Source organism: Streptomyces sp. NPDC015661 (assembly GCF_043077765.1).
GTDB lineage: Bacteria > Actinomycetota > Actinomycetes > Streptomycetales > Streptomycetaceae > Streptomyces.
Genome location: NZ_JBIBST010000008.1, coordinates 414,441 through 437,410, shown reverse-complemented (window position 1 = coordinate 437,410; position 22,970 = coordinate 414,441). Strand labels below are relative to the sequence as shown.

Annotated in this window: 21 protein-coding genes and 2 pseudogenes; 11 read left to right on the top strand and 12 right to left on the bottom strand. The window is 70.8% G+C overall.

Annotation, left to right across the window (positions count from 1 at the left end; translation table 11 throughout):
• Positions 1 to 34: 34 nt before the first annotated feature.
• The 7 genes from ACF07V_RS23970 to ACF07V_RS23940 form a co-directional block, all read right to left on the bottom strand.
• On the bottom strand, positions 35 to 508 hold the full coding sequence (locus tag ACF07V_RS23970; RefSeq protein ID WP_392156964.1) for a hypothetical protein: 474 nt from the start codon (positions 506 to 508) through the stop codon (positions 35 to 37).
• 114 nt (positions 509 to 622) lie between these two features.
• A complete protein-coding gene (locus ACF07V_RS23965) occupies positions 623 to 2,041 on the bottom strand; it encodes an NAD(P)/FAD-dependent oxidoreductase (protein WP_392156963.1) in 1,419 nt (472 codons plus the stop codon).
• 37 nt (positions 2,042 to 2,078) lie between these two features.
• Positions 2,079 to 2,873: an ABC transporter permease gene (locus ACF07V_RS23960; RefSeq protein ID WP_392156961.1), complete on the bottom strand. Its 795-nt coding sequence runs from the start codon at positions 2,871 to 2,873 to the stop codon at positions 2,079 to 2,081.
• Positions 2,873 to 3,805, bottom strand: a complete 933-nt coding sequence (locus tag ACF07V_RS23955) for an ABC transporter permease (protein WP_392156959.1) — start codon at positions 3,803 to 3,805, stop codon at positions 2,873 to 2,875. Before ACF07V_RS23955 ends, ACF07V_RS23960 begins: the two co-directional genes overlap by 1 nt.
• A complete protein-coding gene (locus ACF07V_RS23950) occupies positions 3,802 to 4,971 on the bottom strand; it encodes an ABC transporter ATP-binding protein (protein ID WP_392156957.1) in 1,170 nt (389 codons plus the stop codon). The genes ACF07V_RS23955 and ACF07V_RS23950 overlap by 4 nt, the downstream gene beginning before the upstream one ends.
• Before the next feature lie 43 nt (positions 4,972 to 5,014).
• Positions 5,015 to 6,262 (bottom strand): PotD/PotF family extracellular solute-binding protein, encoded by a 1,248-nt coding sequence (locus ACF07V_RS23945; protein ID WP_392156956.1) that lies wholly within the window; start codon positions 6,260 to 6,262, stop codon positions 5,015 to 5,017.
• A gap of 49 nt (positions 6,263 to 6,311) precedes the next feature.
• Entirely contained in the window at positions 6,312 to 7,826 is a 1,515-nt protein-coding gene (locus tag ACF07V_RS23940; protein ID WP_392156954.1) for a gamma-aminobutyraldehyde dehydrogenase, read from the bottom strand.
• 175 nt (positions 7,827 to 8,001) lie between these two features.
• Here ACF07V_RS23940 and ACF07V_RS23935 point away from each other — a divergent pair, with 175 nt between their 5' ends.
• A complete protein-coding gene (locus tag ACF07V_RS23935; protein WP_392156952.1) occupies positions 8,002 to 8,550 on the top strand; it encodes an NADAR family protein in 549 nt (182 codons plus the stop codon).
• A gap of 57 nt (positions 8,551 to 8,607) precedes the next feature.
• Here the strand turns inward: ACF07V_RS23935 and ACF07V_RS23930 are convergent, their stop codons facing one another.
• Entirely contained in the window at positions 8,608 to 9,291 is a 684-nt protein-coding gene (locus ACF07V_RS23930; RefSeq protein WP_392156951.1) for a DUF4190 domain-containing protein, read from the bottom strand.
• 75 nt (positions 9,292 to 9,366) lie between these two features.
• Here ACF07V_RS23930 and ACF07V_RS23925 point away from each other — a divergent pair, with 75 nt between their 5' ends.
• The 6 genes and pseudogenes from ACF07V_RS23925 to ACF07V_RS23900 all read left to right on the top strand — a co-directional run bounded on the left by ACF07V_RS23925 (position 9,367) and on the right by ACF07V_RS23900 (position 14,979).
• Positions 9,367 to 10,398 carry an adenosine deaminase gene (locus ACF07V_RS23925; RefSeq protein WP_392156949.1) on the top strand — a complete coding sequence of 344 codons (1,032 nt, stop codon included), beginning with the start codon at positions 9,367 to 9,369 and terminating at the stop codon, positions 10,396 to 10,398.
• 19 nt (positions 10,399 to 10,417) lie between these two features.
• A complete protein-coding gene (locus tag ACF07V_RS23920) occupies positions 10,418 to 11,107 on the top strand; it encodes a glycerophosphodiester phosphodiesterase (RefSeq protein ID WP_392156947.1) in 690 nt (229 codons plus the stop codon).
• Positions 11,104 to 11,883 carry an SAM-dependent methyltransferase gene (locus ACF07V_RS23915; protein ID WP_392156945.1) on the top strand — a complete coding sequence of 260 codons (780 nt, stop codon included), beginning with the start codon at positions 11,104 to 11,106 and terminating at the stop codon, positions 11,881 to 11,883. Before ACF07V_RS23920 ends, ACF07V_RS23915 begins: the two co-directional genes overlap by 4 nt.
• A 14-nt stretch (positions 11,884 to 11,897) precedes the next feature.
• Positions 11,898 to 13,016 carry a sensor histidine kinase gene (locus ACF07V_RS23910; protein ID WP_392156943.1) on the top strand — a complete coding sequence of 373 codons (1,119 nt, stop codon included), beginning with the start codon at positions 11,898 to 11,900 and terminating at the stop codon, positions 13,014 to 13,016.
• Positions 13,013 to 13,710 (top strand): annotated as a pseudogene (locus tag ACF07V_RS23905) (response regulator); the annotation flags it as partial. The gene ACF07V_RS23910 and the pseudogene ACF07V_RS23905, both read left to right, overlap by 4 nt.
• Positions 13,711 to 13,812: 102 nt before the next feature.
• Positions 13,813 to 14,979, top strand: a complete 1,167-nt coding sequence (locus tag ACF07V_RS23900; RefSeq protein ID WP_392157070.1) for a serine hydrolase domain-containing protein — start codon at positions 13,813 to 13,815, stop codon at positions 14,977 to 14,979.
• Here the strand turns inward: ACF07V_RS23900 and ACF07V_RS23895 are convergent.
• The 4 genes and pseudogenes from ACF07V_RS23895 to ACF07V_RS23880 form a co-directional block, all read right to left on the bottom strand.
• A complete protein-coding gene (locus ACF07V_RS23895) occupies positions 14,961 to 15,482 on the bottom strand; it encodes a hypothetical protein (protein ID WP_392156941.1) in 522 nt (173 codons plus the stop codon). The two genes, ACF07V_RS23900 and ACF07V_RS23895, sit on opposite strands and share 19 nt — an antisense overlap.
• Before the next feature lie 63 nt (positions 15,483 to 15,545).
• Positions 15,546 to 16,075, bottom strand: a pseudogene (locus ACF07V_RS23890) (HXXEE domain-containing protein).
• 11 nt (positions 16,076 to 16,086) lie between these two features.
• Entirely contained in the window at positions 16,087 to 17,250 is a 1,164-nt protein-coding gene (locus tag ACF07V_RS23885; protein WP_392156939.1) for a PotD/PotF family extracellular solute-binding protein, read from the bottom strand.
• A gap of 143 nt (positions 17,251 to 17,393) precedes the next feature.
• Entirely contained in the window at positions 17,394 to 18,830 is a 1,437-nt protein-coding gene (locus tag ACF07V_RS23880) for a gamma-aminobutyraldehyde dehydrogenase (RefSeq protein ID WP_392156937.1), read from the bottom strand.
• Between the two features lie 205 nt (positions 18,831 to 19,035).
• On the opposite strand from ACF07V_RS23880, the gene ACF07V_RS23875 reads away from it, so the two are divergent.
• The 4 genes from ACF07V_RS23875 (at position 19,036) to ACF07V_RS23860 (ending at position 22,959) form a co-directional block, all read left to right on the top strand.
• The gene (locus tag ACF07V_RS23875) at positions 19,036 to 19,527 is read left to right on the top strand and encodes an Lrp/AsnC family transcriptional regulator (RefSeq protein WP_329850608.1); all 492 of its coding nucleotides are present in this window, start codon (positions 19,036 to 19,038) and stop codon (positions 19,525 to 19,527) included.
• Positions 19,512 to 20,891 carry an aspartate aminotransferase family protein gene (locus tag ACF07V_RS23870; protein WP_392156935.1) on the top strand — a complete coding sequence of 460 codons (1,380 nt, stop codon included), beginning with the start codon at positions 19,512 to 19,514 and terminating at the stop codon, positions 20,889 to 20,891. The genes ACF07V_RS23875 and ACF07V_RS23870 overlap by 16 nt, the downstream gene beginning before the upstream one ends.
• Positions 20,892 to 21,097: 206 nt before the next feature.
• A complete protein-coding gene (locus tag ACF07V_RS23865; RefSeq protein WP_392156934.1) occupies positions 21,098 to 21,826 on the top strand; it encodes an ABC transporter ATP-binding protein in 729 nt (242 codons plus the stop codon).
• The gene (locus ACF07V_RS23860) at positions 21,808 to 22,959 is read left to right on the top strand and encodes a hypothetical protein (RefSeq protein ID WP_392156933.1); all 1,152 of its coding nucleotides are present in this window, start codon (positions 21,808 to 21,810) and stop codon (positions 22,957 to 22,959) included. The genes ACF07V_RS23865 and ACF07V_RS23860 overlap by 19 nt, the downstream gene beginning before the upstream one ends.
• Positions 22,960 to 22,970 lie beyond the last annotated feature (11 nt).

Genomic DNA, 22,970 nt, shown 5'->3' with positions numbered 1-22,970 from the left:
ATCAAGTGGTCAAGACCTCTGTACGGCCGGGGCTCTACTCGGATCCCGCCTGCCCCCTGGCCAGTTGACCCGCCGCCTCGTGCATCGCCAGCTCCAGGAGCGAGGCGTCGGTGAGGGTGCCCAGGCCGTCCGGCGCCACCAGCCAGCGCGCCGCACCGGTCACCCGCCCCGGGTACGGGACGACGATCCAGGTGCCGGAGCCCGCGCCGCGCACCCCGGTGCCGAGCCAGCGGGCGGCGGTGCCCGGCGGGACGAAGAAGCCCATCCGGGCCTCACCGAAGTCGGCCAGGACCGGGCCGGGCCGGTCCACGAGCCGGGTCAGCACGTCGAGCGTGGGATAGCCGAGCTCCCCCGGCAGGATCAGCACGTCCCAGCGCCTGCCGGCGGGCAGCAGCGCGACCCCGTGGGGGTTGCGCTCCCACTCCCACCGGCAGGCCTCGGGATCCGGCGCGACCGAGGCGAGCCACTCCACCGCGGCCTTGGCGCCAGAAGCCCCCGTACCAGTCATCGCGACGTTCTCCTCTCCGTGTGGACTCGATGTCCACCCGGAGAGAGCGGGTACGGGGGCTTCTCTTACGCGGCTTCGACTACCGTCCGGTTGTGACCTGCGTCACAGTGGTGCTCAGCTGTCGAAGCCGAGGCCGAGCCGGTCCATGGCCTTCAGCCACAGATTGCGCCGGCCGCCGTTCTCGTCGGCGCGGGCGAGCGACCACTTGGTGATGCCGATTCCGGCCCAGGCGACCGGCTCGGGTGGGAACGGCAGCGGCTTGGAGCGGACCATCTGCAGGTCGGTGCGCTCGGTGCGCTCCCCCGCGAGCAGGTCGAGCATCACGTCCCCGCCGAAGCGGGTGGCGCCGACGCCGAGCCCGGTGAACCCGGCCGCGTACGCCACCTTGCCCTGGTGGGCCGTGCCGAAGAAGGCCGAGAAGCGCGAGCAGGTGTCGATCGCACCGCCCCAGGCGTGGCTGAAGCGGAGCCCCTCCAGCTGCGGGAAGCAGCGGAAGAAGTGCTCGGCGAGCTTGAGGTACGTCTCCGGGCGGTGGTCCATCTCGGCGCTGAGCTTGCCGCCGTACGGGTACACCGCGTCGTAGCCGCCCCACAGGATGCGGTGGTCGGCGGTGATCCGGAAGTAGTGGAACTGGTTGGCGGAGTCGCCGAGTCCCTGCCGGTTCTTCCAGCCGACCGAGGCGAGCTGCTCGGGGCTGAGCGGCTCGGTCATCAGGGCGTAGTCGTAGACCGGGACGGTGTACGCCCGGACGCGCCTGACCAGCGACGGGAAGACGTTGGTGCCGAGCGCGACCCGGCCGGCGACGACCTTGCCGTACGGGGTGCGGACGCCCATTCCGGCGCCCACCGAGACCAGCTGGAGCCCGGGGGTGTTCTCGTAGATCCGGACGCCCAGGTCGAGGCAGGCCCGCTTCAGGCCCCAGGCGAGCTTGGCGGGGTGGACCATGGCGACGCCGCGCTTGTCCCACATGCCGCCGAGGAAGGTCGGCGAGTCGACCTCGGCCCGTACGGCGTCCCGGTCCAGGAACTCCAGGCCCTCGGCGAGACCGAGCCGGCCGGCCTCCTCGTACCACTCGTGGAGCTCGTCCACCTGGTACGGCTCGGTGGCGACGTCGATCTCGCCGGTGCGCTCGAACTCGCAGTCCAGGGAGTAGCGGGCGACGGTCTCCTCGATGGCGTCGAGGTTGCGCTCGCCGAGCCGCTCCAGCTTGGGCAGTTCGCCCGGCCAGCGGGCGAGTCCGTTGCCGAAGCCGTGGGTGAGGGAGGCCGCGCAGAAGCCTCCGTTGCGGCCCGAGGCGGCCCAGCCCACCTCGCGGCCTTCGATCAGTACGACGTCCCGGGAGGGGTCGCGCTCCTTGGCGAGGAGCGCGGTCCACAGTCCGCTGTATCCGCCGCCGACCACGAGGAGATCGCACTTCTCGGTGCCGGTGAGGGCGGGCAGGGCTCCGGGCTTGCCGGGGTCTTCCAGCCAGAAGGGGACGGGCTGGGCGTCGGAGAGAGATTGTGCAGCGAGACGCATGGCGACTGGGGCCATGGTTTCCAACTCCTTCGGTGCCTGAGACGTCTTTCGCTCAGGCCGTTGCTGTTTTCTTGCGCCGGTTCGTGATGATCTGCCCGGCCGCGACCATCAGTACCGCGAGGACGAACATCGCGGTGCCGATGACGTTGATCTGAACGGGGGTTCCGCGCTGCGCCGAGCCCCAGACGAACATGGGGAAGGTGACGGTGGAGCCCGCGTTGAAGTTGGTGATGATGAAGTCGTCGAACGAGAGCGCGAAGGCGAGCAGCGCGCCGGCGGCGATGCCGGGCGCGGCGATCGGCAGGGTGACCCGCAGGAAGGTCTGCGTGGGCCCGGCGTAGAGGTCGCGCGCGGCCTCCTCCAGGCGCGGGTCCATGGACATGACCCGGGCCTTGACCGCCGTCACGACGAACGACAGACAGAACATGATGTGGGCGATCAGGACCGTCCAGAAGCCCAGCTCGATGCCCATGTTGAGGAAGAGCGTGAGCAGCGAGGCGGCCATGACGACCTCGGGCATCGCCATCGGCAGGAAGATCAGCGAGTTGATCGCGCCGCGCGCCCGGAAGCGGTAGCGGACCAGCGCGAAGGCGATCATCGTGCCGAGGACGACGGCGCCGAGCGTCGCCCAGGCGGCGAGCTGGAGCGAGAGCGAGAGCGACTCGCACATGTCGGCGACGCCGCAGGGGTCCTTCCAGGCGTCGAGCGAGAACTCCTGCCAGGAGTAGTTGAAGCGTCCCTTCGGCCTGTTGAAGGAGAAGGCCATCACCACGAGGTTCGGCAGGATCATGTACGCGAGCGTGAGCAGGCCCGCGATGACGACCAGGTTCTTGCGGATCCAGCGCATCAGACCAGGTCCTCCGTTCCCGCACGGCGGATGTAGACGGTGACCATGCCGAGCACGATCGCCATGAGGATGAAGGAGAGCGCGGCCGCCGTCGGGTAGTCGAGGACGCGCAGGAACTGCGACTGGATGACGTTGCCGACCATCTTGGTGTCGGTCGAGCCGAGCAGTTCGGCGTTGACGTAGTCACCGCTCGCCGGGATGAAGGTGAGCAGGGTGCCGGAGACGACGCCGGGCATCGACAGCGGGAAGGTCACCTTGCGGAAGGTGGTCGCCGGGGAGGCGTACAGGTCCTGCGCGGCCTCGTGCAGCCGGCCGTCGATCCGCTCCAGGGAGGTGTAGAGGGGCAGGATCATGAAGGGCAGGAAGTTGTACGTGAGACCGCAGACCACCGCCATCGGGGTGGCGAGGACGCGGTCGCCCTCGGTCCAGCCGAGCCAGCTGGTGACGTCCAGGAAGTGGAGGGCGTTGAGCGCCTCCACCACCACGCTGTCGTCGGCCAGGATCGTCTTCCACGCGAGCGTGCGGATGAGGAAGCTGGTGAAGAACGGCGCGATGACGAGGACGAGGAGCAGGTTGCGCCAGCGGCCGGCCTTGAAGGCGATCAGGTACGCCAGCGGGTAGCCGAGCAGCAGGCAGAGCAGGGTCGCGGTCCCGGCGTACAGCAGGGAGCGGACGAACTGCGGCCAGTACTCCTGGAAGGCGTCCCAGTAGGTCTGGAAGTGCCAGGTGACCTCGAAGCCCTTCTCCAGGGAGCCGGTCTGCACCGAGGTGGAGGCCTGGTAGATCATCGGCAGCGCGAAGAAGACGAGCAGCCAGACGATGCCGGGCAGCAGCAGCCAGTACGGGACCAGCCGCTTGCGGGTGGAGGGCTTGCGCAGAACCGGTTCCTCTATCGGGTCCGCGGCCTCTTTCGTGAGCGTGGAGGTACTCATCCGGCGTCCTCCACCGTCTCCACGCCCGCGTCGATGTCCTGCGCCGCGTCGAGGCCGAAGGTGTGGGCCGGGTTCCAGTGCAGGACGACCTCGGCACCGGGGCGGAGTCGCGCGTCCCTCTCGATGTTCTGCTCGTAGACCTGGAGCTCCGCGCCCGCCGGGGAGTTCACCACGTACTGGGTGGAGACACCGATGAAGGAGGAGTCGACGATCCGGCCGGTCACCCGGTTGCGGCCGTCGGCGATCGAGCCCGCGTCGTCGGCGTGCGCGAGCGAGATCTTCTCGGGGCGGACGCCCACGAGGACCTTGCCGCCCTGGCGGACGGCCGGGGTACAGCGGTCGCCGGGGACCTTGAGCTTGCCGCCGCCGGCCGTGACGAGCACGTCGGAGCCGGTCTCCAGGACCTCGGCCTCGATCAGGTTCGAGGTGCCGAGGAAGTTGGCGACGAAGGTGGTCTGCGGGTTCTCGTACAGGTCGGCGGGGGCACCGAGCTGCTCGACCCGGCCGCCGTTCATGACCGCGACCTGGTCGGCCATGGTCATGGCCTCCTCCTGGTCGTGGGTGACGTGCACGAAGGTGATGCCGACCTCGGTCTGGATCCGCTTGAGCTCCAGCTGCATCTGGCGGCGCAGCTTGAGGTCGAGGGCGCCGAGCGGCTCGTCGAGGAGCAGCACCTGCGGGTGGTTGATGAGCGCGCGGGCCACGGCGACGCGCTGCTGCTGGCCGCCGGAGAGCTGGTGCGGCTTCTTGTGGGCGTGCTCGCCGAGCTGGACGAGGTCGATCATGTCGTCGACCTGCTTCTTCACCGACTTGATGCCGCGGCGGCGCAGGCCGAAGGCGATGTTCTCGGAGATGTCCATGTGCGGGAAGAGCGCGTAGGACTGGAAGACGGTGTTGACCGGCCGCTTGTACGGCGGGAGGTCGGTGACGTCCGTGTCGCCGAGGAAGACGGTGCCGGTGGTGGGGTCCTCCAGGCCGGCGATCATGCGCAGCGTGGTGGTCTTGCCGCAGCCGGAGGCGCCGAGCAGGGCGAAGAAGGAGCCCTGCGGGACGGTCAGGTCGAGCGGGTGGACGGCGTTGAAGGAGCCGTACGACTTGCTGATCCCGGTGAGACGGACGTCGCCGCCGCCCGTGTTCTTTCCAGTGTGAGCAGTCTTGTCAGTCATGGGTTGCGGTCCCAGGGAGTGAGAGAGGTGGACGAGGCCGGACTCAGGCGCCGATGAGCTTGGCGAACTTCTCCTCGTACGCCGTCTCCTCCGCGCTGCTGAGCGAGCGGAAGGCGTGCGACTTCTTGGCCATGGCCTTGTCCGGGAGGATCAGCGTGTTGTTCGCGAGCTCGGGGTCGATCTTGGTGAGCTCGTCCTTCACCCCGTCGACGGGGCAGACGTAGTTGATGTACGCGGCGAGCTGGGCGGCGACGGGAAGCTCGTAGTAGTAGTCGATGAGCTTCTCGGCGTTCGTCTTGTGCCGGGCCTGCGCGGGGACGAGCAGGTTGTCGCTGGAGGTGATGTAACCGGCGGACGGGATCGCGTACTTGATGTCCGGGTTGTCCGCCTGGAGCTGGATGATGTCTCCGGCCCAGGCGAGACAGGCGGCTATGTCGCCCTTGTCCAGGTCCGAGGTGTAGTCGTTGCCGGTGAAGCGGCGGATCTGCTTCTTGTCGACGCCCTTCTGGAGGCGGCCGATCGCCGCGTCGTAGTCGGCGTCCGTGAAGTTCCCCGGGTCCTTGCCCATGTCGAGCAGGGTCATGCCGACGGAGTCGCGCATCTCGGTGAGGAAGCCGACCCGGCCCTTGAGCGAGGGGTCGTCGAGGAGCTGGGTGACCGAGTCGACCTTCTTGCCGCCGGTCGCCTTGGAGTTGTACGCGATGACGGTCGAGATGCCCGTCCACGGGTACGAGTAGGAGCGGCCCGGGTCCCAGTCGGGGCGGCGGAACTGCGAGGACAGGTTCGCGTACGCGTTGGGCAGGTTGGCCGGGTCGAGCTTCTGGGCCCAGCCGAGCCGGATGATGCGGGCGGCGAGCCAGTCGGTGACGCAGATCAGGTCGCGGCCGGTGTCCTGGCCGGCCGCGAGCTGCGGCTTGATCTTGCCGAAGAACTCGACGTTGTCGTTGATGTCCTCGGTGTACTTGACCTTGATCCCGGTGCGTTTGGCGAACGCCTCCAGGGTCGGGCGGGACTTCTCGTCCTCGCTGACGTCCATGTACTCGGTCCAGTTGGAGAAGGCGACGCTCTTCTCCTTGGCCGAGGCGTCGATGGACGCGGGGCCGTTGCCCTCACGCTTGGCCGGCGGGATGCCACAGGCGCTCAGGCCGGCGAGACCGCCGACCGTGAGGGCGCCGACGCCGCCCGCGCGCAGCATCGAACGGCGGCTGAGGGCGCCCCGGCCGCTCGTCATGCTCCGCCGTATCGCCGCCAGCTGCGCGGCGGACAGGCTGTCGGGCTCGTACTGCTCCATGCGCTGTGCCCTTTCGGGATGAGTGGGCCGCTGGTCGGGCGGCGGATTGCTATCGGTCCCCGAAGATCGTGCGGTGCCAGTCCTTCGCCGCCACCGCGGTGTTGTCGAACATCACATGCTTGACCTGCGTGTACTCCTCGAAGGAGTAGGCCGACATGTCCTTTCCGTAGCCGGAGGCCTTGGTGCCTCCGTGGGGCATCTCGCTGATGATCGGGATGTGGTCGTTGACCCACACACATCCCGCCTTGATCTCCCGCGTGGCACGGTTGGCCCGGTAGACGTCCCGGCTCCACGCGGAGGCGGCGAGGCCGTAGGGGGTGTCGTTGGCGAGCCTGATGCCCTCGTCGTCGCCGTCGAAGGGCAGGGCCACCAGGACCGGACCGAAGATCTCCGACTGCACGACCTCGCTGTCCTGCGCGGCACCGATGATCAGGGTGGGACGGTAGTATGCGCCGTTCTTGAGCTCTCCACCAGGGGCTTCTCCGCCGGTGACGACCGTGGCGTAGCCGCGGGCGCGCTCGACGAAGCCGGCGACGCTGTCGCGGTGACGGTGGCTGACGAGCGGTCCGAGGTCGGTGCCGGACTCGAAGGGGTCGCCGACGCGGACGGTCTCCATGAGCTCGGCGACCCGGGCGACGAAGGCGTCGAAGAGCGGGCGCTGGACGTACGCGCGCGTGGCGGCGGTGCAGTCCTGGCCGCTGTTGATGAGGGAGGCGGCGACCGCGCCCTGGGCGGCGGCCTCCAGGTCGGCGTCGTCGAAGACGAGGAACGGGGCCTTGCCGCCGAGTTCGAGGTGGAGCCGCTTCACGGTGGCGGTGGCGACCTCGGCGACCCGCTTGCCGACGGGGGTGGAGCCGGTGAAGGAGGTCATGACGACGTCGGGGTGGCCGACGAGGTGCTCGCCGACGACGCGCCCGGCGCCGCTGACGATGTTGATGACACCGTCGGGGATGCCGGCCTCCTTCGCCGCCTGCGCGAACATCAGCGAGGTCAGCGGGGTGAGCTCGGCGGGCTTCAGGACGATCGTGTTGCCGGCGGCGATCGCCGGGAGGATCTTCCAGGCGGCCATCTGGAGCGGGTAGTTCCAGGGGGCGATGGAGCCGACGACGCCGATCGGTTCGCGCCGGATGTACGAGGTGTGGTCGCCGGTGTACTCGGCGGCCGACTGGCCCTGGAGGTGGCGGGCCGCCCCCGCGAAGAAGGCCGTGTTGTCGATCGTGCCGGGCACGTCGAACTCGGTGGTCAGCTTGAGCGGCTTGCCGCACTGGAGCGACTCCACCCTGGCGATGTCCTCGGCCCAGTCGGCGAGGACCCCCGCGAGGCGGTGCAGCGCGTCGGAGCGCTCGCCCGGGGTGGCTCCCGCCCAGCCGGGGAAGGCGGCCTTGGCGGCGGCGACGGCCTCGTCCACGTCGGCCGTGGAGGCGAGGGCGTAGGTGTAGACGCTCTCGCCCGTCGCCGGGTCGATCACGCTGTGTTCCTGACCTGAGGTTCCGGCGCGAAGCCTTCCGCCGATGTACTGCGCGCCGTCCGCGAAGCGGTCCGTCACCTGGAAGCGGTTGGTCATGACGCTCTCCGTTGTCCCAGCTCGAATTGAGTGCCGATCCTGACAGAGGGACGACCACCCAACAAGGGATTCCGTTGTTGCCTTTTGGTTACGCGACGGATTCGGTCGACCATGTGTCGAGGTGGCCTGAAAATCTCCGTACGGAGTGTCCGTGGCGGATGCCAGACTCGCATGTATGACCAAGATCGAAGAGCTGACGCAGCAGGTCACCAGGGGTGACAGGGTGAAGTGGCTGCACTTCTGGGGCCACCGTCCGGCCCCGGACGGACAGCTGACGAAGAGCTGTCTGAGCCAGTGGTGGCCGGCGCCCTTCGAGGTCGACGGCGTGGCCTACGCGACCGCCGAGCACTGGATGATGGCCGCCAAGGCCCGCCTCTTCCGGGACGCCGACGCCGAGCGGGCCGCGCTGACCGCCCGTACCCCCGCGGAGGCCAAGAAGGCGGGCCGGCTCGTCCGCGGCTTCGACGACGCGGTCTGGGAGCGCGAGCGGTTCGGGATCGTCGTCGAGGGCAGCGTCCACAAGTTCTCCTCGGACGAGGCCCTGCGCGCCTTCCTCGTGGGCACGGGCGAGCGGGTCCTGGTGGAGGCCAGCCCGCTGGACCGCGTCTGGGGCATCGGACTCGCCGCCGACGACCCCGGCGCCCACGACCCGGCGCGCTGGCGCGGGCTCAATCTGCTGGGCTTCGCGCTGATGGAGGCGCGGGAGCGGCTGCGCGCCGCGTGACACGCGAAGGGCCCCGCGCCTCGGGGAGGTGCGGGGCCCTTCGCGTGTGTACGGGCGTCAGCGACCGCTCTGCTCGATCTGCAGGACCGAGGCGAACGGGTCCTCGTCGTACCCCTCGTCGAAGGACGAGGAGTCCTGCGCGATCGCCCAGATGATGAAGCCCAGGAAGACGGCGCTGACCAGCGTGCCGATCGACCCCAGCACGATGCCCGCGATCGCCATGCCCCGGTTCGTCGCCTCGCCCCGGCCGACCTTCTTCAGACCGATGATGCCGAAGATCAGTGCCAGGACGCCGAGGATCACCCCGAGGCCGTACATACAGAATCCGGCCACCGCGATGATGCCGAGCACCATCGCGGTCGTCCCCATGCCGTTGGACGGGGCCTGCTGCCAGCCGGGCTGGCCGGTCTGCCCGTAGCCGGGGTAGCCGTACCCCGAGGTGGCCGGGGTCGGCGTCGCCGCCGGGTAGCCGTACCCGCCCGCCGGCGGCGTGGCCGCCGGGTAGCCGTACCCGGGCGTGGCCGCCGGGCCGCCGGGGGCGACCGGCGGCGGCGGGACGTCCCCGCCGGGCGTGCCGGGGCCTCCCGGCGCGGCCGGGAAGGACGTCATGGTCGGCTGGTCGTGCACCGGCGAGGGCGACGGCGTCGCCGGCTTGCTCAGTTCCACCCCGTCGCGGTTCGGCGGAGCCCACGGGTCCGTCGGGTCGTACCCGCCCCGCGACTGGTCTCGGTTGTCAGACATGGGCCTCCCCCATTGTGGTCACGTCATGTTACGACCTCGCCCCTGCGAGGGAACGGCCCGGCCTACGATGATCGGATGACCGATCTCCACGCCTTCATCGCGGGACTTCCCAAAGCCGAGCTGCACGTCCACCACGTCGGCTCCGCGTCCCCGCGGATCGTCTCCGAGCTCGCGGCCCGGCACCCGGACTCCAAGGTCCCCACGGACCCGGAGGCGATCGCCGACTACTTCACGTTCACGGACTTCGCCCACTTCATCGACGTCTACCTGTCCGTCGTCGACCTGGTCCGCACCCCGGAGGACGTCCGGCTGCTGACCTTCGAGATCGCGCGGGACATGGCCCGGCAGAACATCCGCTACGCCGAGCTGACCATCACCCCGTACTCCTCCACCCGCCGCGGCATCGACGAGCGCGCCTTCATGGCGGCGATCGAGGACGCCCGCAAGGCCGCCGAGGCCGAGTTCGGCACGGTCCTGCGCTGGTGCTTCGACATCCCCGGCGAGGCCGGCCTGGTCTCCGCCGAGGAGACCGCGCGGCTCGCCACCACGGACGGGCTGCGCCCGGAGGGCCTGGTCTCCTTCGGTCTCGGCGGCCCGGAGATCGGTGTGCCGCGCCCGCAGTTCAAGCCGTACTTCGACCTGGCCCGCGCGGCCGGCCTCCACTCCGTCCCGCACGCCGGCGAGACGACGGGCCCCCAGACCGTCTGGGACGCGATCCGCGAGCTGGGCGCCGAGCGCATCGGCCACGGCACCAGCTCCGCCCAGGACCCGGCGCTCCTGGCGTACCTCGCCGAGCACCGGATCGCCCTGGAGGTCTGCCCGACGTCGAACATCGCCACCCGGGCCGTCGCCACCCTGGACGAGCACCCGATCCGGCAGTTCGTCGACGCCGGGGTCCTCGTGACGATCAACAGCGACGACCCGCCGATGTTCGGCACGGACCTCAACAACGAGTACGCCGTCGCCGCCCGTCTCCTCGGCCTCGACGAGCGCGGTGTCGCCGCCCTCGCCAAGAACGCGGTGGAGGCCTCCTTCCTCGACGCGGACGGCAAGGCCCGGATCGCCACCGAGATCGACACGTACACGAACGACTGGCTGGCGCGCTGACGGCGACGAGAATGGGGCCATGCGCCCTGTGACTGTCGTCGCCCACCGCGGCGACCCGTACCGCGTCCGTGAGAACACGCTCCCCTCGATCGCCTCGGCGATCGAGCAGGGGGCGGACGCGGTCGAGATCGACGTCCGGCTGACGAAGGACGGGGTGCCCGTCCTCCTCCACGACGACACCCTGAAGCGGCTGTGGGGCCACGACCGGCCGCTCTCCGGCCTCTCGCACGAGCTGCTGCACGAGCTCACCTTCGGCGGGGTGCCGACCCTGCGCGAGGCGCTGCTCACCGCGGGGGACCACCGGCTGATGCTGGACCTGCCCGGCGGGAACGAGGACTCGGTCCGCACGATCGTCCGGACGGTCCGCGAGTGCGGGGCCGGCGAGCGCGTCTCCTACTGCGCGGGCGCGGTCGCCATGCTCCAGGTGCGGGCCGCCGACCCGGCCGCCGAGATCGCCCTGACGTGGACGTCTCTCGCCCCGCCCCGCCGCATGCTGCTCGACGCCGTACGGCCGAAGTGGCTCAACTACCGTTTCGGCCTGGTGAGTCGGGAGCTGACCGAGCGGGTCCACCGGGACGGGCTGCTGGTCTCGGCCTGGACGGCGGACACCAAGCGCACCATGCGTAAGCTGATCAAGAACGGGGTCGACTCGGTCACCACGAACCGGGTCGACGCACTCGCCGCCGTGCTGCGAAAGGCTCGCGAATGAACGACCGGATCAGGACCGACATCGCCCACAACGCCCGGGTGTGGAACTACTGGCTGGGCGGCAAGGACAACTATCCGGTGGACCGCGCCGTCGGCGACCAGGTCACCGGCTTCTATCCGAGCATCGGCGAAGTGGCCCGCGCGGACCGGGCGTTCCTCGGCCGCGCGGTGACCCATCTGGCCGCCGAGGCGGGCGTCCGCCAGTTCCTGGACATCGGTACGGGCCTGCCGACCGCCGACAACACCCACGAGGTGGCGCAGCGGGTCGCCCCCGACGCCCGGATCGTCTACGTCGACAACGACCCGATCGTCCTCACGCACGCCCGGGCGCTCCTGACGAGCGCCCCGGAGGGGGTCACGGAGTACGTCGACGCCGACGCCCACGACCCGGAGCGGATCGTGGCGGCGGCCGTCGGCACGCTCGACCTGTCCCGCCCGGTCGCGGTGATGATGCTCGGCATCCTCAATTTCGTGCTGGACACCGACAAGGCCCGGTCGGTCGTGCGGACCCTGATGGCCGCCGTCCCCTCCGGCAGCTACCTGGTGCTGACCCATCCGACGCTGGAGCAGGAGCTCGGCGGCGAGGGCAACAAGGCGGCGATGGAGTTCTGGAACGAGAACGCGACGCCGCCGATCACCGCCCGCACCCGCGAGGAGTTCGCCTCCTTCTTCGACGGCCTCGACCTCCTTGAGCCGGGCATCGTGTCCTGCTCCCGGTGGCGCTCCGACGAGGGAGCCGTGGTGGCGCAGTTCGGCGCGGTGGGCCGCAAGCCGTAATGCGCATACGGGGGATGCGGGAGCTGCGCACCTGGGGGGCCGCCCATCCCCGGGCGGTGGACATCGGACTGGCTCTCGTCGTGCAGGCGGCGATGACGATGCCGTTCGTGGTGCCGCGCGGGCCCGAGCTCGAACCGGCGACCTGGCCGGCGTACGGACTGACGACGCTCACCGTGGTGCCGCTGGTGTGGCGGCGACGGGCGCCGATGACGGTGCTGCTGGCGATCCTGGCGACGAGCGCGCTGTACAAGCTGGCCGTCGAGGGGCCGGGGCAGCCGCTGCCGTACACGGGTCTGGTGAGCGTCTACACGATCGCGGTGCTCGCGGCGCCGTGGCAGCGGCTGGTGACGGCGGCGCTCATGGTGGTCGCGGTGCCGGCCTCGGTGTGGCTCAACACCCAGTCGGTGCGCGAACTGACCTTCTCCCTCTTCGTGTTCGGCGCGGCCTATGTCTTCGGGCGGCTCACCGACGCCCGGCAGCGGGCGCAGCGGGTGGAGGCCGAGCAGGCCGCCGCGCGTGAACGGGCCAGGATCGCCCGGGAGATGCACGACATCCTGTCGCACGCGGTGAGTCTCATGGTGGTGCAGGCGGAGGCGGGCCCGGTCGCGGTGCGGGCGGCGCCGGAGCGCGCCGAGGCGGCGTTCGAGGCGATCTCGGCGACGGGCCGGGAGGCGATGGTGCAGCTGCGGCAGATGCTGGGCCTGCTGCGCGAGGGCGGTGAGACGGCGGCCCCGCGGGAGCCGCAGCCGGACCTCGTGGACCTCCCCGCACTCCTGGAGCGGGTGCGGGCCGGCGGTCTGACCGTCGGGTACGCGACGGAGGGCGGGGTACGTGCGCTGCCCGCGGCGACCGGGGCGAGCGTCTACCGGATCGTGCAGGAGGCGCTGACGAACGTGGTGAAGCACGCCCGGGCCCGTGCGGTCGACGTCCGGCTCGCCCACGCCGACGGCGTCCTGCGGATCACGGTGACCGACGACGGGCGCGGCCCGCAGGGCGGTCCCGGCGGGCACGGTCTGGTCGGCATCCGGGAGCGGGCCGCCGCGCACGGCGGGACGGCGGAGACGGGCGCCGGTCCCGGCGGCCGGGGGTTCGAGGTGCGGGTCCTGCTGCCCGTGGGGGAGGAGAAGGAATGACGATCCGCGTGGTGGTCGCGGACGACCAGGAACTGGTCCGCAGCGGCTTCGCGATGATCCTGGACGCGCAGCCGGACATCGAGGTGGTGGCGGAGGCCGGGGACGGCACGGAGGCCGTCGAGGCGGTGCGCCGGCTCGCGCCGGACGTGGCGCTGCTCGACATCCGGATGCCCCGGACGGACGGCATCGAGGCCTGCCGGGCGATCAGCGCGGAGTCCGGCTGCCGGACGGTGATGCTGACGACCTTCGACACCGACGCGTATGTGTACGAGGCGCTGCACGCGGGCGCGAGCGGTTTCCTCCTCAAGGACGTGCGGCGGGACGATCTGGTGCACGCGGTACGGGTGGTGGCGGCGGGCGACTCGCTGCTCGCGCCGTCCGTGGCGCGACGCCTGGTGGAGCAGTACACGGCGGGCGGCCCGCGGCGGACCGATCCGCGGCTCGACGTGCTCACCGGCCGGGAGCGCGAGACGCTGCTGCTGCTCGCGCGGGGCCTGTCGAACGCCGAGATCGCGGCGGAGCTGGTGGTCAGCGACCACACGGTGAAGACTCATGTGGGGAACGTGCTCGCCAAGCTGGGGCTGCGGGACCGCATCCAGGCGGTGATCTGCGCGTACGAGACGGGTCTGGTCGCGGCGGGCTCTCCCCCGCCCGGGGGATGAGCCGGCCCCGTTCCTCCCCCGCGCCGGGGAGGAACGGGCCCGCCGAAGACCGCCGGTGCGGGCGATCCGTGGATCGCCGCAGGTCAGCAGGATGGAGCCATCGAGAACAACGGCTCACACCACCGGAGTTGACCATGAGGAAGTCCACCCGCACCCTGCTCGCCGCCGCGCTGGTCCTGGGCGTCGCGGCCGGCCCGGCGCTCACCCCGGCCTTCGCGGCCCCGGCCGCGGCGACGGCCGCGTCCCAGGCGTCGAGCCCCGACCTGAGCGCGGTGATCGCGGGACTCCCCCGGGCCGACGCGACGGCCGCGCTGGTCCGGGTCGGCGGCACCGAGGGCTCCTGGCAGGGCAGCGCCGGCGTCCACGACCTGGAGTCGAACGCCCCGGCGGACCCGGCCGCCCGCTTCCGGGCCGGTTCGGTGACGAAGGTGTTCACCGCCGCGACCGTCCTCCAGCTGGCCGCCGAGGGCCGGATCGATCTGGACCGGCCCGCCAAGTCGTACCTCCCGGACCTGATCCCCGGCCGCTACGCCACGGTGACCGTGCGCCAGCTCCTGAACCACACGCACGGCATCCCGGCCGCCGACACGCCCGGGGAGACCGTCGAGGAGTGGTACGCGAACCGCTTCACCGTCCACACCCCGGAGGAGCTGGTCCGCTCGGCGACCTCGCAGCCGCGCGAGTTCCGGCCGGGCACGAAGCAGCACTACCTGAACATCGGGTACACGATCGCCGGGCTGATCGTGGAGCGGGTCACGGGCGACTCGTACGAGCACCAGGTGGAGCGGCGGATCCTGCGGCCGCTCGGGCTGCGGGACACGTACTTCCCGGGCGCGGACCCGGAGATCCGCGGCCCGTACAACCACGGCTACCAGACGATGCGGCTCGACGACGGCTCGACCGGACTGCGCGACGTGTCGGTGTGGGGGGTCACGGACGGCTGGGCGGCGGGGGACCTGATCTCGACCACCGCCGACCTGGAGCGATTCACGCAGGTCCTGTTCAAGGGCGGCGTGGTGCGCGGCCCGCTCCTGGAGGAGATGTTCACGCTCCCGAAGGTCCCGGACTTCACGAGCGGCAACCCGGCCGCGTTCTCCGCCGGTCTGTCGATGAAGAAGCTCGGCGGGCGGGAGGTCTGGGGCAAGACCGGTGGCCGCTGGGGCTACAACACGGCCATCGCCTCGACCCGCGACGGCGCCCGCACCCTCGTTTACAGCGTCAACGCGACCGACGCCAAGGGCCAGGACATGAACAAGACGGCCCTGCGCCTGATGGTGGCGGCCTACGGCCTGCCGGAATGAGCGGCCTCAAGTCGCTTGATCATCCGGCGGACGTGGAGCAGCGGCAGGATGCCGATGACGCCGAAGGACATGTCGATGACCGACCACCAGAAGGGGATGCCCCGGATCGGTCCGCAGATCAGAGCCAGTGGGACTATGCCGACGCAGGCGATCATGCCGAACTCGATGACCCAGATGTTGCGGACGGGGTCGCGGTAGGGGCCGTAGAAGGCGACCGCGATGACGAGGTGGGCGAAGGCCAGCCAGTCGGTGCCGTAGAGCAGGTACGGGGCTTCGGCGTCGGCCGTGTCGAGGCCGCCCCGCACCCGGTGGATCCACTCGGCGAGCCGGGGCAGCGCCTCGGCCACCGGATCGGCCCACCCGGCCAACGCGGAGTCGAGGAGCCGGAGTTCGGTGACCAGCGGGAAGGCGGTGGCCCCGCTGAGCACCAGGCAGACGACGAAGACGATCAGCCAGACGCGGATGCGCGTGAGAAGGGCTCTCGGCCCGTTCGTGTCGCTCATGGGGACAACGTACACCCCTCTTGAACGTGTTCAGAAAAGAGGGGTGGTTGTTTTTGAGCGCGTTCAGAAGCGAGCGGCGACCCTGCGCCCCACGGCGTGCGAGACCACCGTCGCCCCCGCCGCCACCGCGAGCCCCGTCACCACTCCCCCGAGCCGGACCGGCCGCAGCACCCCGGCCCGCCGCAGCCGGGCGCGGGCCCACAGGGAGAAGGGGATGACGACGAGCGGCGAGGTGGGCGCGCCGGGGGTCGCGTCCCGTACGACGGCGGCCTGCGCGAGATGGACGAGCCCGTGCAGCCCGAAGCCGGTCACCGCCCCCTGATAGAAGGCCGACCGGCCGCCGGAGCGCGCGCCCGCCACGGAGGCGGCGCCGACGATCACCGCCATCACCCCGACGGCGGCGGCGAATTCACGCTCGTCGACGGACTCGACGGCCTTCCACACGACTCCGGCACTCCGGGCCACCGCTCGCGCAGCGCCGGCAGGTTCTCCCGGACCCAGCGCGGCCCGCGCACGAGCTCCTCGGCGTCGTGCACGGCCCAGGCGAGGAACAGGCCATAGGTGACAAGGGGGTTGATGCGCGCGTCCGTCATGATCGCTCAACTCACAGGCCGACGATCGAGTTCCACCTCTTCGCGAACCCCTGGCGCTCCTCGGCGGTGATGTCGCGGGCGATGGCGAGCCGGCCGCGCATGTCGGCGTCCGGGAAGATCAGCGGGTCCTCGGCCAGGGCCACCAGCTCCTCGTCGCCGGAGTCCGCGAGGACGTCCTGGGCGGCCGGGACCGGGCAGACGTAGTTGACCCAGGCGGCGAGTTCGGCGGCGACCTCGGGCTCGTAGTAGTAGTCGACGAGCTTCTCGGCGTTGGACTTGTGCTGGGCGAGGTTGGGGACCATGAGGGACTCGGCCCACAGTTCGGCGCCCTCCTCGGGGACGACGAACTCGATGTCCGGGTTGTCGGCCTGGAGCTGGATGACGTCGCCGGAGTAGGCCTGGCAGGCGAGGACGTCGCCGGTGGACAGGTCCTTGATGTAGTCGTTGCCGGTGAAGCGCCGGATGTGCCTGGCCCGGACGAGCCCCTCGATCTGCTCGCACAGGGCGTGGAAGTCGTCGCCGGTCCACCGGGACACGTCGACGCCGTTGCCCATCAGGAGCAGCGCCATGGACTCGTCGAGCCCGGACAGCAGCGTGACCTTTCCGCGCAGGTCGTCGGCCCACAGCTCCTTGGTGGAGCGCAGCTCCCGGCCGAGCTTCTTCCGGTTGTACGCGATGCCGGTGATCCCGGACTGCCAGGGCACGCTGTGCCGCCGGCCGGGGTCGAAGGCGGGATCGGAGAGCTGGGGGTTGAGGTGCTTCGCGACGTTCGGCTGGGCGGCGCGGTCCATCTCCTGGACCCAGCCGAGGCGGACGAAGCGGGCGGCCATCCAGTCGCTGACGACGATCAGGTCGCGCCCGGTCTCCTGGTGGTTCATCAGGGACGGGCTGATCTTGCCGAAGAACTCGTCGTTGTCGTTGATCTCCTCGGTGTACCGGACGGAGATGCCGGTCCGCTTCCGGAAGGCGTCCAGGGTGGGGCGCTTCGAGGTGTCGTCGTCGTCGGTGTCGATGTACAGCGGCCAGTTGGCGAACTCGAGCGTCCGGTCGCGCGCCGAGAGGTCCCGGCCGGACCGGTCGCCCTCGTCGACGTAGGCGGCGGGGACCCCGCATCCGGCGAGCAGGGTCGCGGCCCCGGCACCGCCGATGCCGCGAAGGAGGGACCGGCGGGACATGTGTTTCCTGGCTGTCGCTCTCACACCGGCAGCATTCCGCCCCGCCGCGAGCTGCGGCAATGGACGGTCCGTCGAGCGACGGCACGCGGCCCCGACACCCTGTCGATCATGGGTGCCGGGGCCGCGCGGGGGTCCTGAGGAGATCAGCCCAGGGAGGTCATGACGTGCTTGATGCGCGTGTAGTCCTCGAAGCCGTAGGCGGAGAGGTCCTTGCCGTAGCCGGACTTCTTGTAGCCGCCGTGGGGCATCTCGGCGACGAGCGGGATGTGGGTGTTGATCCACACGCAGCCGAAGTCGAGGGCCTTGGACATGCGCATCGCGCGCGCGTGGTCCTTGGTCCAGACGGAGGAGGCGAGGGCGTACTCGACGCCGTTCGCGAACTCCAGGGCCTGGGCCTCGTCCGTGAAGGACTGGACGGTGATGACCGGGCCGAAGACCTCGTTCTGGACGATCTCGTCGTCCTGCTTGAGGCCGGAGACGACGGTCGGGGCGTAGAAGTAGCCCTTGTCGCCGACGCGGTGACCGCCGGCCTCGACCTTGGCGTGGGCCGGGAGGCGCTCGATGAAGCCGGCGACCTGCTTCAGCTGGTTGGCGTTGTTGAGCGGGCCGTACAGCACGTCCTCGTCGTCCGGCTGACCGGTCTTCGTCTCGGCTGCGGCCTTGGCGAGGGCGGCGACGAACTCGTCGTGGATGGACTCGTGCACGAGGACACGGGTCGCGGCCGTGCAGTCCTGGCCGGCGTTGAAGAAGCCCGCGACCGAGATGTCGCCGACGGCGGCCTCGATGTCGGTGTCCTCGAAGACGACGACCGGGGCCTTGCCGCCCAGCTCCAGGTGGACGCGCTTGACGTCCTTGGCCGCCGACTCGGCGACCTGCATGCCGGCGCGGACCGAACCGGTGATGGACGCCATCGCCGGGGTCGGGTGCTCGACCATCGCCTTGCCGGTCTCGCGGTCGCCGCAGACGACGTTGAAGACGCCCTTGGGGACGATCTGCCCGATGATCTCGGCCATCAGGACGGTCGACGCGGGGGTCGTGTCCGAGGGCTTGAGGACGACGGTGTTGCCCGCGGCGAGGGCCGGGGCGAACTTCCACACGGCCATCATCATCGGGTAGTTCCACGGCGCGACCTGCGCGCAGACGCCGACCGGCTCGCGGCGGATGATGGAGGTCATGCCCTCCATGTACTCGCCGGCCGAGCGGCCCTCGAGCATCCGGGCGGCACCCGCGAAGAAGCGGATCTGGTCCACCATCGGCGGGACCTCCTCGCTCGCGACGAGGGCGGTCGGCTTGCCGGTGTTCAGCACCTCGGCGGCGATGAGGTCCTCGGCGCGCTCCTCGAACGCGTCGGCGATCTTGAGGAGCACCTTCTGGCGCTCGGACGGCGTGCTGTCGCGCCAGGCGGGGAAGGCGGCCGCGGCGGCCTCCATGGCGGCGTCGACGTCGGCCTGCCCGGAGAGCGGGGAGGTGGCGTACACCTCGCCGGTGGCCGGGTTGGTCACCTCGATGGTGCGGCCGTCTGCCGCGTCGCGGAACTCCCCGTTGATGTAGTTACGCAGCCGGCGCAGCTCGGTGGTCACTTGCCACCCCTCCTGTCACGTTCTGTCTTCGCACGTCCTTGTGCGGGGTCCCGGTGGGCGAGACACCTCAGCCTAATCGCTCGACAGACGCTTTCAACAGCCCCGCCCCCTCGCAACTTCGGATTCAGCAAGATCCTGAGCTTCTCACAACGAATTTCATCGCTCCGGGCTTGCATGACTGCCCATCTCGGTGCACAGTGAAGTCGTGGCCAGTCGAAGCACAGACCCAAGAACCGGAACCGGTTCGTCCCCGACGATCGATGCCGTCTCCCTGGCGATCATCGAGCAGCTCCAGCAGGACGGGCGCCGCCCCTACGCGGCGATCGGAAAGGCCGTGGGCCTCTCCGAAGCAGCCGTGAGGCAGCGCGTCCAGAAGCTCCTCGACCAGGGCGTCATGCAGATCGTCGCCGTCACCGACCCGCTCACCGTGGGATTCCGGCGGCAGGCGATGGTCGGCATCAACGTCGAGGGTGACCTGGATCCGGTCGCGGAAGCCCTGACGGCCATGGCCGAGTGCGAGTACGTGGTGATGACCGCGGGCTCCTTCGACCTGATGGTGGAGATCGTCTGCGAGGACGACGATCACCTGCTGGATGTGATCAACAAGCGCATCCGCACCCTCCCCGGCGTTCGCTCCACCGAGAGCTTCGTCTACCTCAAGCTCAAGAAGCAGACCTATATGTGGGGAACTCGATAACCGTGACCCAGGACCTGTCCAAGACCGCGTACGACCACCTGTGGATGCACTTCACCCGCATGTCGTCCTACGAGAACAACCCCGTCCCCACCATCGTGCGTGGTGAGGGCACCTACATCTTCGACGACAAGGGCAAGCGCTACCTCGACGGTCTCGCGGGTCTCTTCGTGGTCAACGCCGGACACGGCCGCCAGGAACTCGCCGAGGTCGCGTACAAGCAGGCCCAGGAGCTCGCGTTCTTCCCCGTGTGGTCGTACGCGCACCCCAAGGCCGTGGAGCTCGCCGAGCGCCTCGCCGACTACGCCCCCGGCGACCTCAACAAGGTCTTCTTCACCACCGGTGGCGGCGAGGCCGTCGAGACCGCGTGGAAGCTCGCCAAGCAGTACTTCAAGCTGCAGGGCAAGCACACCAAGTACAAGGTCATCTCGCGTGCGGTCGCCTACCACGGCACCCCGCAGGGCGCCCTGTCCATCACCGGCCTGCCGGCCCTGAAGGCCCCCTTCGAGCCGCTGGTCCCCGGCGCGCACAAGGTGCCGAACACCAACATCTACCGCGCCCCGATCCACGGCGACGACCCCGAGGCCTTCGGCCGCTGGGCCGCCGACCAGATCGAGCAGCAGATCCTCTTCGAGGGCCCCGAGACCGTCGCGGCCGTCTTCCTCGAGCCCGTGCAGAACGCCGGTGGCTGCTTCCCGCCGCCGCCCGGCTACTTCCAGCGCGTCCGCGAGATCTGCGACCAGTACGACGTGCTGCTCGTCTCCGACGAGACGATCTGCGCCTTCGGCCGCCTCGGCACGATGTTCGCCTGTGACAAGTTCGGCTACGTGCCGGACATGATCACCTGCGCCAAGGGCATGACCTCGGGCTACTCCCCGATCGGTGCCTGCATCGTCTCGGACCGCATCGCCGAGCCGTTCTACAAGGGCGACAACACCTTCCTGCACGGCTACACCTTCGGTGGCCACCCGGTGTCGTCGGCGGTCGCGATCGCCAACCTCGACATCTTCGACAAGGAAGGCCTGAACCAGCACGTGCTGGACCAGGAGGGCAACTTCTTCAACACCCTGAAGAAGCTGCACGACCTCCCGATCGTCGGCGACGTCCGCGGCAACGGCTTCTTCTACGGCATCGAGCTCGTCAAGGACAAGGTCACCAAGGAGTCCTTCACGGACGAGGAGACCGAGCGCGTCCTCTACGGCTTCCTGTCCAAGGCGCTGTTCGACAACGGCCTGTACTGCCGCGCCGACGACCGTGGCGACCCGGTCATCCAGCTGGCCCCGCCGCTGATCGCCGACCAGGGCACCTTCGACGAGATCGAGGGAATCCTGCGGAACGTGCTCACCGAGGCGTGGACCAAGCTCTAAAGGTCCCCCAGCATCACGCCGCCCTCACGGCGTGACCCCCACGGCCCGGGTATGCCGCCATCCGAGTGGATGGCGGCTGCCCGGGCCGTGTGCTGTCCGTACAACCGGATCTGAATCCTTACGGTGCCGAGTGACCGACAGGCCCGTCCCTTCGTTCCCCCGGACGGGGGAAGGCGAGTATCGGATCCGACATCGAGGTGTACGCGATGGCCCCACCGGACAACGACGTGCTCTGGGCGCGTTCCCTGCACTGCGCCCTGGGCGGTTCGGACGCCCTCAGCGGCGTCTCCCTCGGCGTCCGCGAAGGCGAGATCCTCGCCGTCGTCGGCCCGCGCGGCAGCGGCAAGACCACCCTCCTGCGCTGCCTCTCCGGCCAGCTCGTCGCCCAGCAGGGCGAGGTCTGGTTCAACAGCGGCCCCGTGCACACCCTGGGCCCCGCCCAGCGCGAACGGCTCCGCCGCGACCGCTTCGGCTGGATCGACCCCGAGCCCGGCCTCGTCCCCGAGCTCACCGGCTGGGAGAACACCGCCCTGCCCCTGCTGCTCCGCGGGACCTCCCACCGGGCCGCGAAGACCGCCGCCACCGAGTGGCTGGAGCGGCTCGACATCGGCGGCTGCGCCCGCCAACGGCCGCACGCCCTCACCCACTCCCAGCGCCAGCGCATCGCGATCGCCCGCGCCCTGGTCACCACCCCGTCGGTCCTCTTCGCCGACGAACCCACCGCCACCCTGCACCGGGCCGACGGCGCGCAGGTCCTGCGCACCCTCACGGCCGCAGCCCGCTCGCACGGCATCACCGTGCTCCTCGCCACCCACGACGGCGAGGTCGCCGCGCTGGCAGACCGCACCGTCACCCTGCTCGACGGACGCCGGGTCGGCGCCGTACCCCCGGTGTCAGGGGCGGAGGGCGTCGCCGCGTGCTCGCTCTCCGTCTAGCCCGCGGGACCCACCCCCTCGTCCTGACGCGCCGGCTGCTCGTCGCCGCCGCCGCCGCGGGGGTGGGCTTCCTCCTGCTGTGCACCCTCGGATACGCCGTCGGCCACCCGGACCGGTCCTCCGCCTCGGTGCTGCGGCTCCTCTGGTGCGCCCTCCCGCTCGCCGCCACCGTCCAGCTCGCCGTCGCGGTGGCCCGCACCGACCCCAGCACCCGGCCGCGCCCCGGACTCTCCGCCGTCGGCCTCGGACCCGCCCGGCTCACCGCGATCGCCGCCGCCTCGACGGCCGTCGCCTGCACGCTCGGCTCCGTGGTCGCGCTCCTGTTCTACCTGCACCTGCGCGGCGACATCACCGGGCTGCCCTTCGACGGGGCCGCCGCCGAGCTCCTCGCCGCCGACCAGCCGATCCCGCTCGCCGCCGCCCTCACCCTGCTCGCCGTCCTGCCCGTCGTCGCCGCCACGGCGGCGGGCCTCGCCCTGCGCCCCCGCACCGCGCCCGCGGCGCCCGAGGGCGCCGAGAAGACGATGCCGTCCGGGCTGCCCTGGGGAACCGCCCTGGTGGCGGTCGGCCTGGCGATCGAGACGTACGCGGGCCAGAGCGACTCCCGGAGCGGCCTCCCGCTGCCGGGCGGCTTCGACGGCAACCCGGCGGGCGTCCTCGCCGGCTGGGTCCTCACCGCCGTGGGCCTCGCCATGGCGGGCCCGGGCCTCGCGTTCGGCTGCGGCCGGCTCCTCCAGGCCGTCCGGCCGGGCGCCACCCGGCTGCTCGCGGGCCGCGTCCTGATGGACGAGTCCCGCCGCATCGGCCGCCCCCTCGGCGTGGTCAGCGCGGTGATCTCCGGCACCCTCGCGGCGGCCACGCTGTACGCCGCGGACACCGGCGCCGACACCTTCGGCCCGCTCACCGGCCTCGGCGCGGCCCTGATCCTGGCCTGCACCACCGCCAGCCTCCTGACCGCCGCGCTGGAGTCCCGACAGGGCCGGGCCCACACCACCGAGGCCCTCCTCCGCATCGGCGCCCCGCCCACGGTCCTGCGCACCGCGGCCCTGCTGCGCGCGGGCGCCCTGTTCGCCGTCTTCGCACCGCTGACCTGGGCGGTCGCGGAACTGGCGGCGCTGCCACTGGCGGGCTGAGCCGCCGCCAC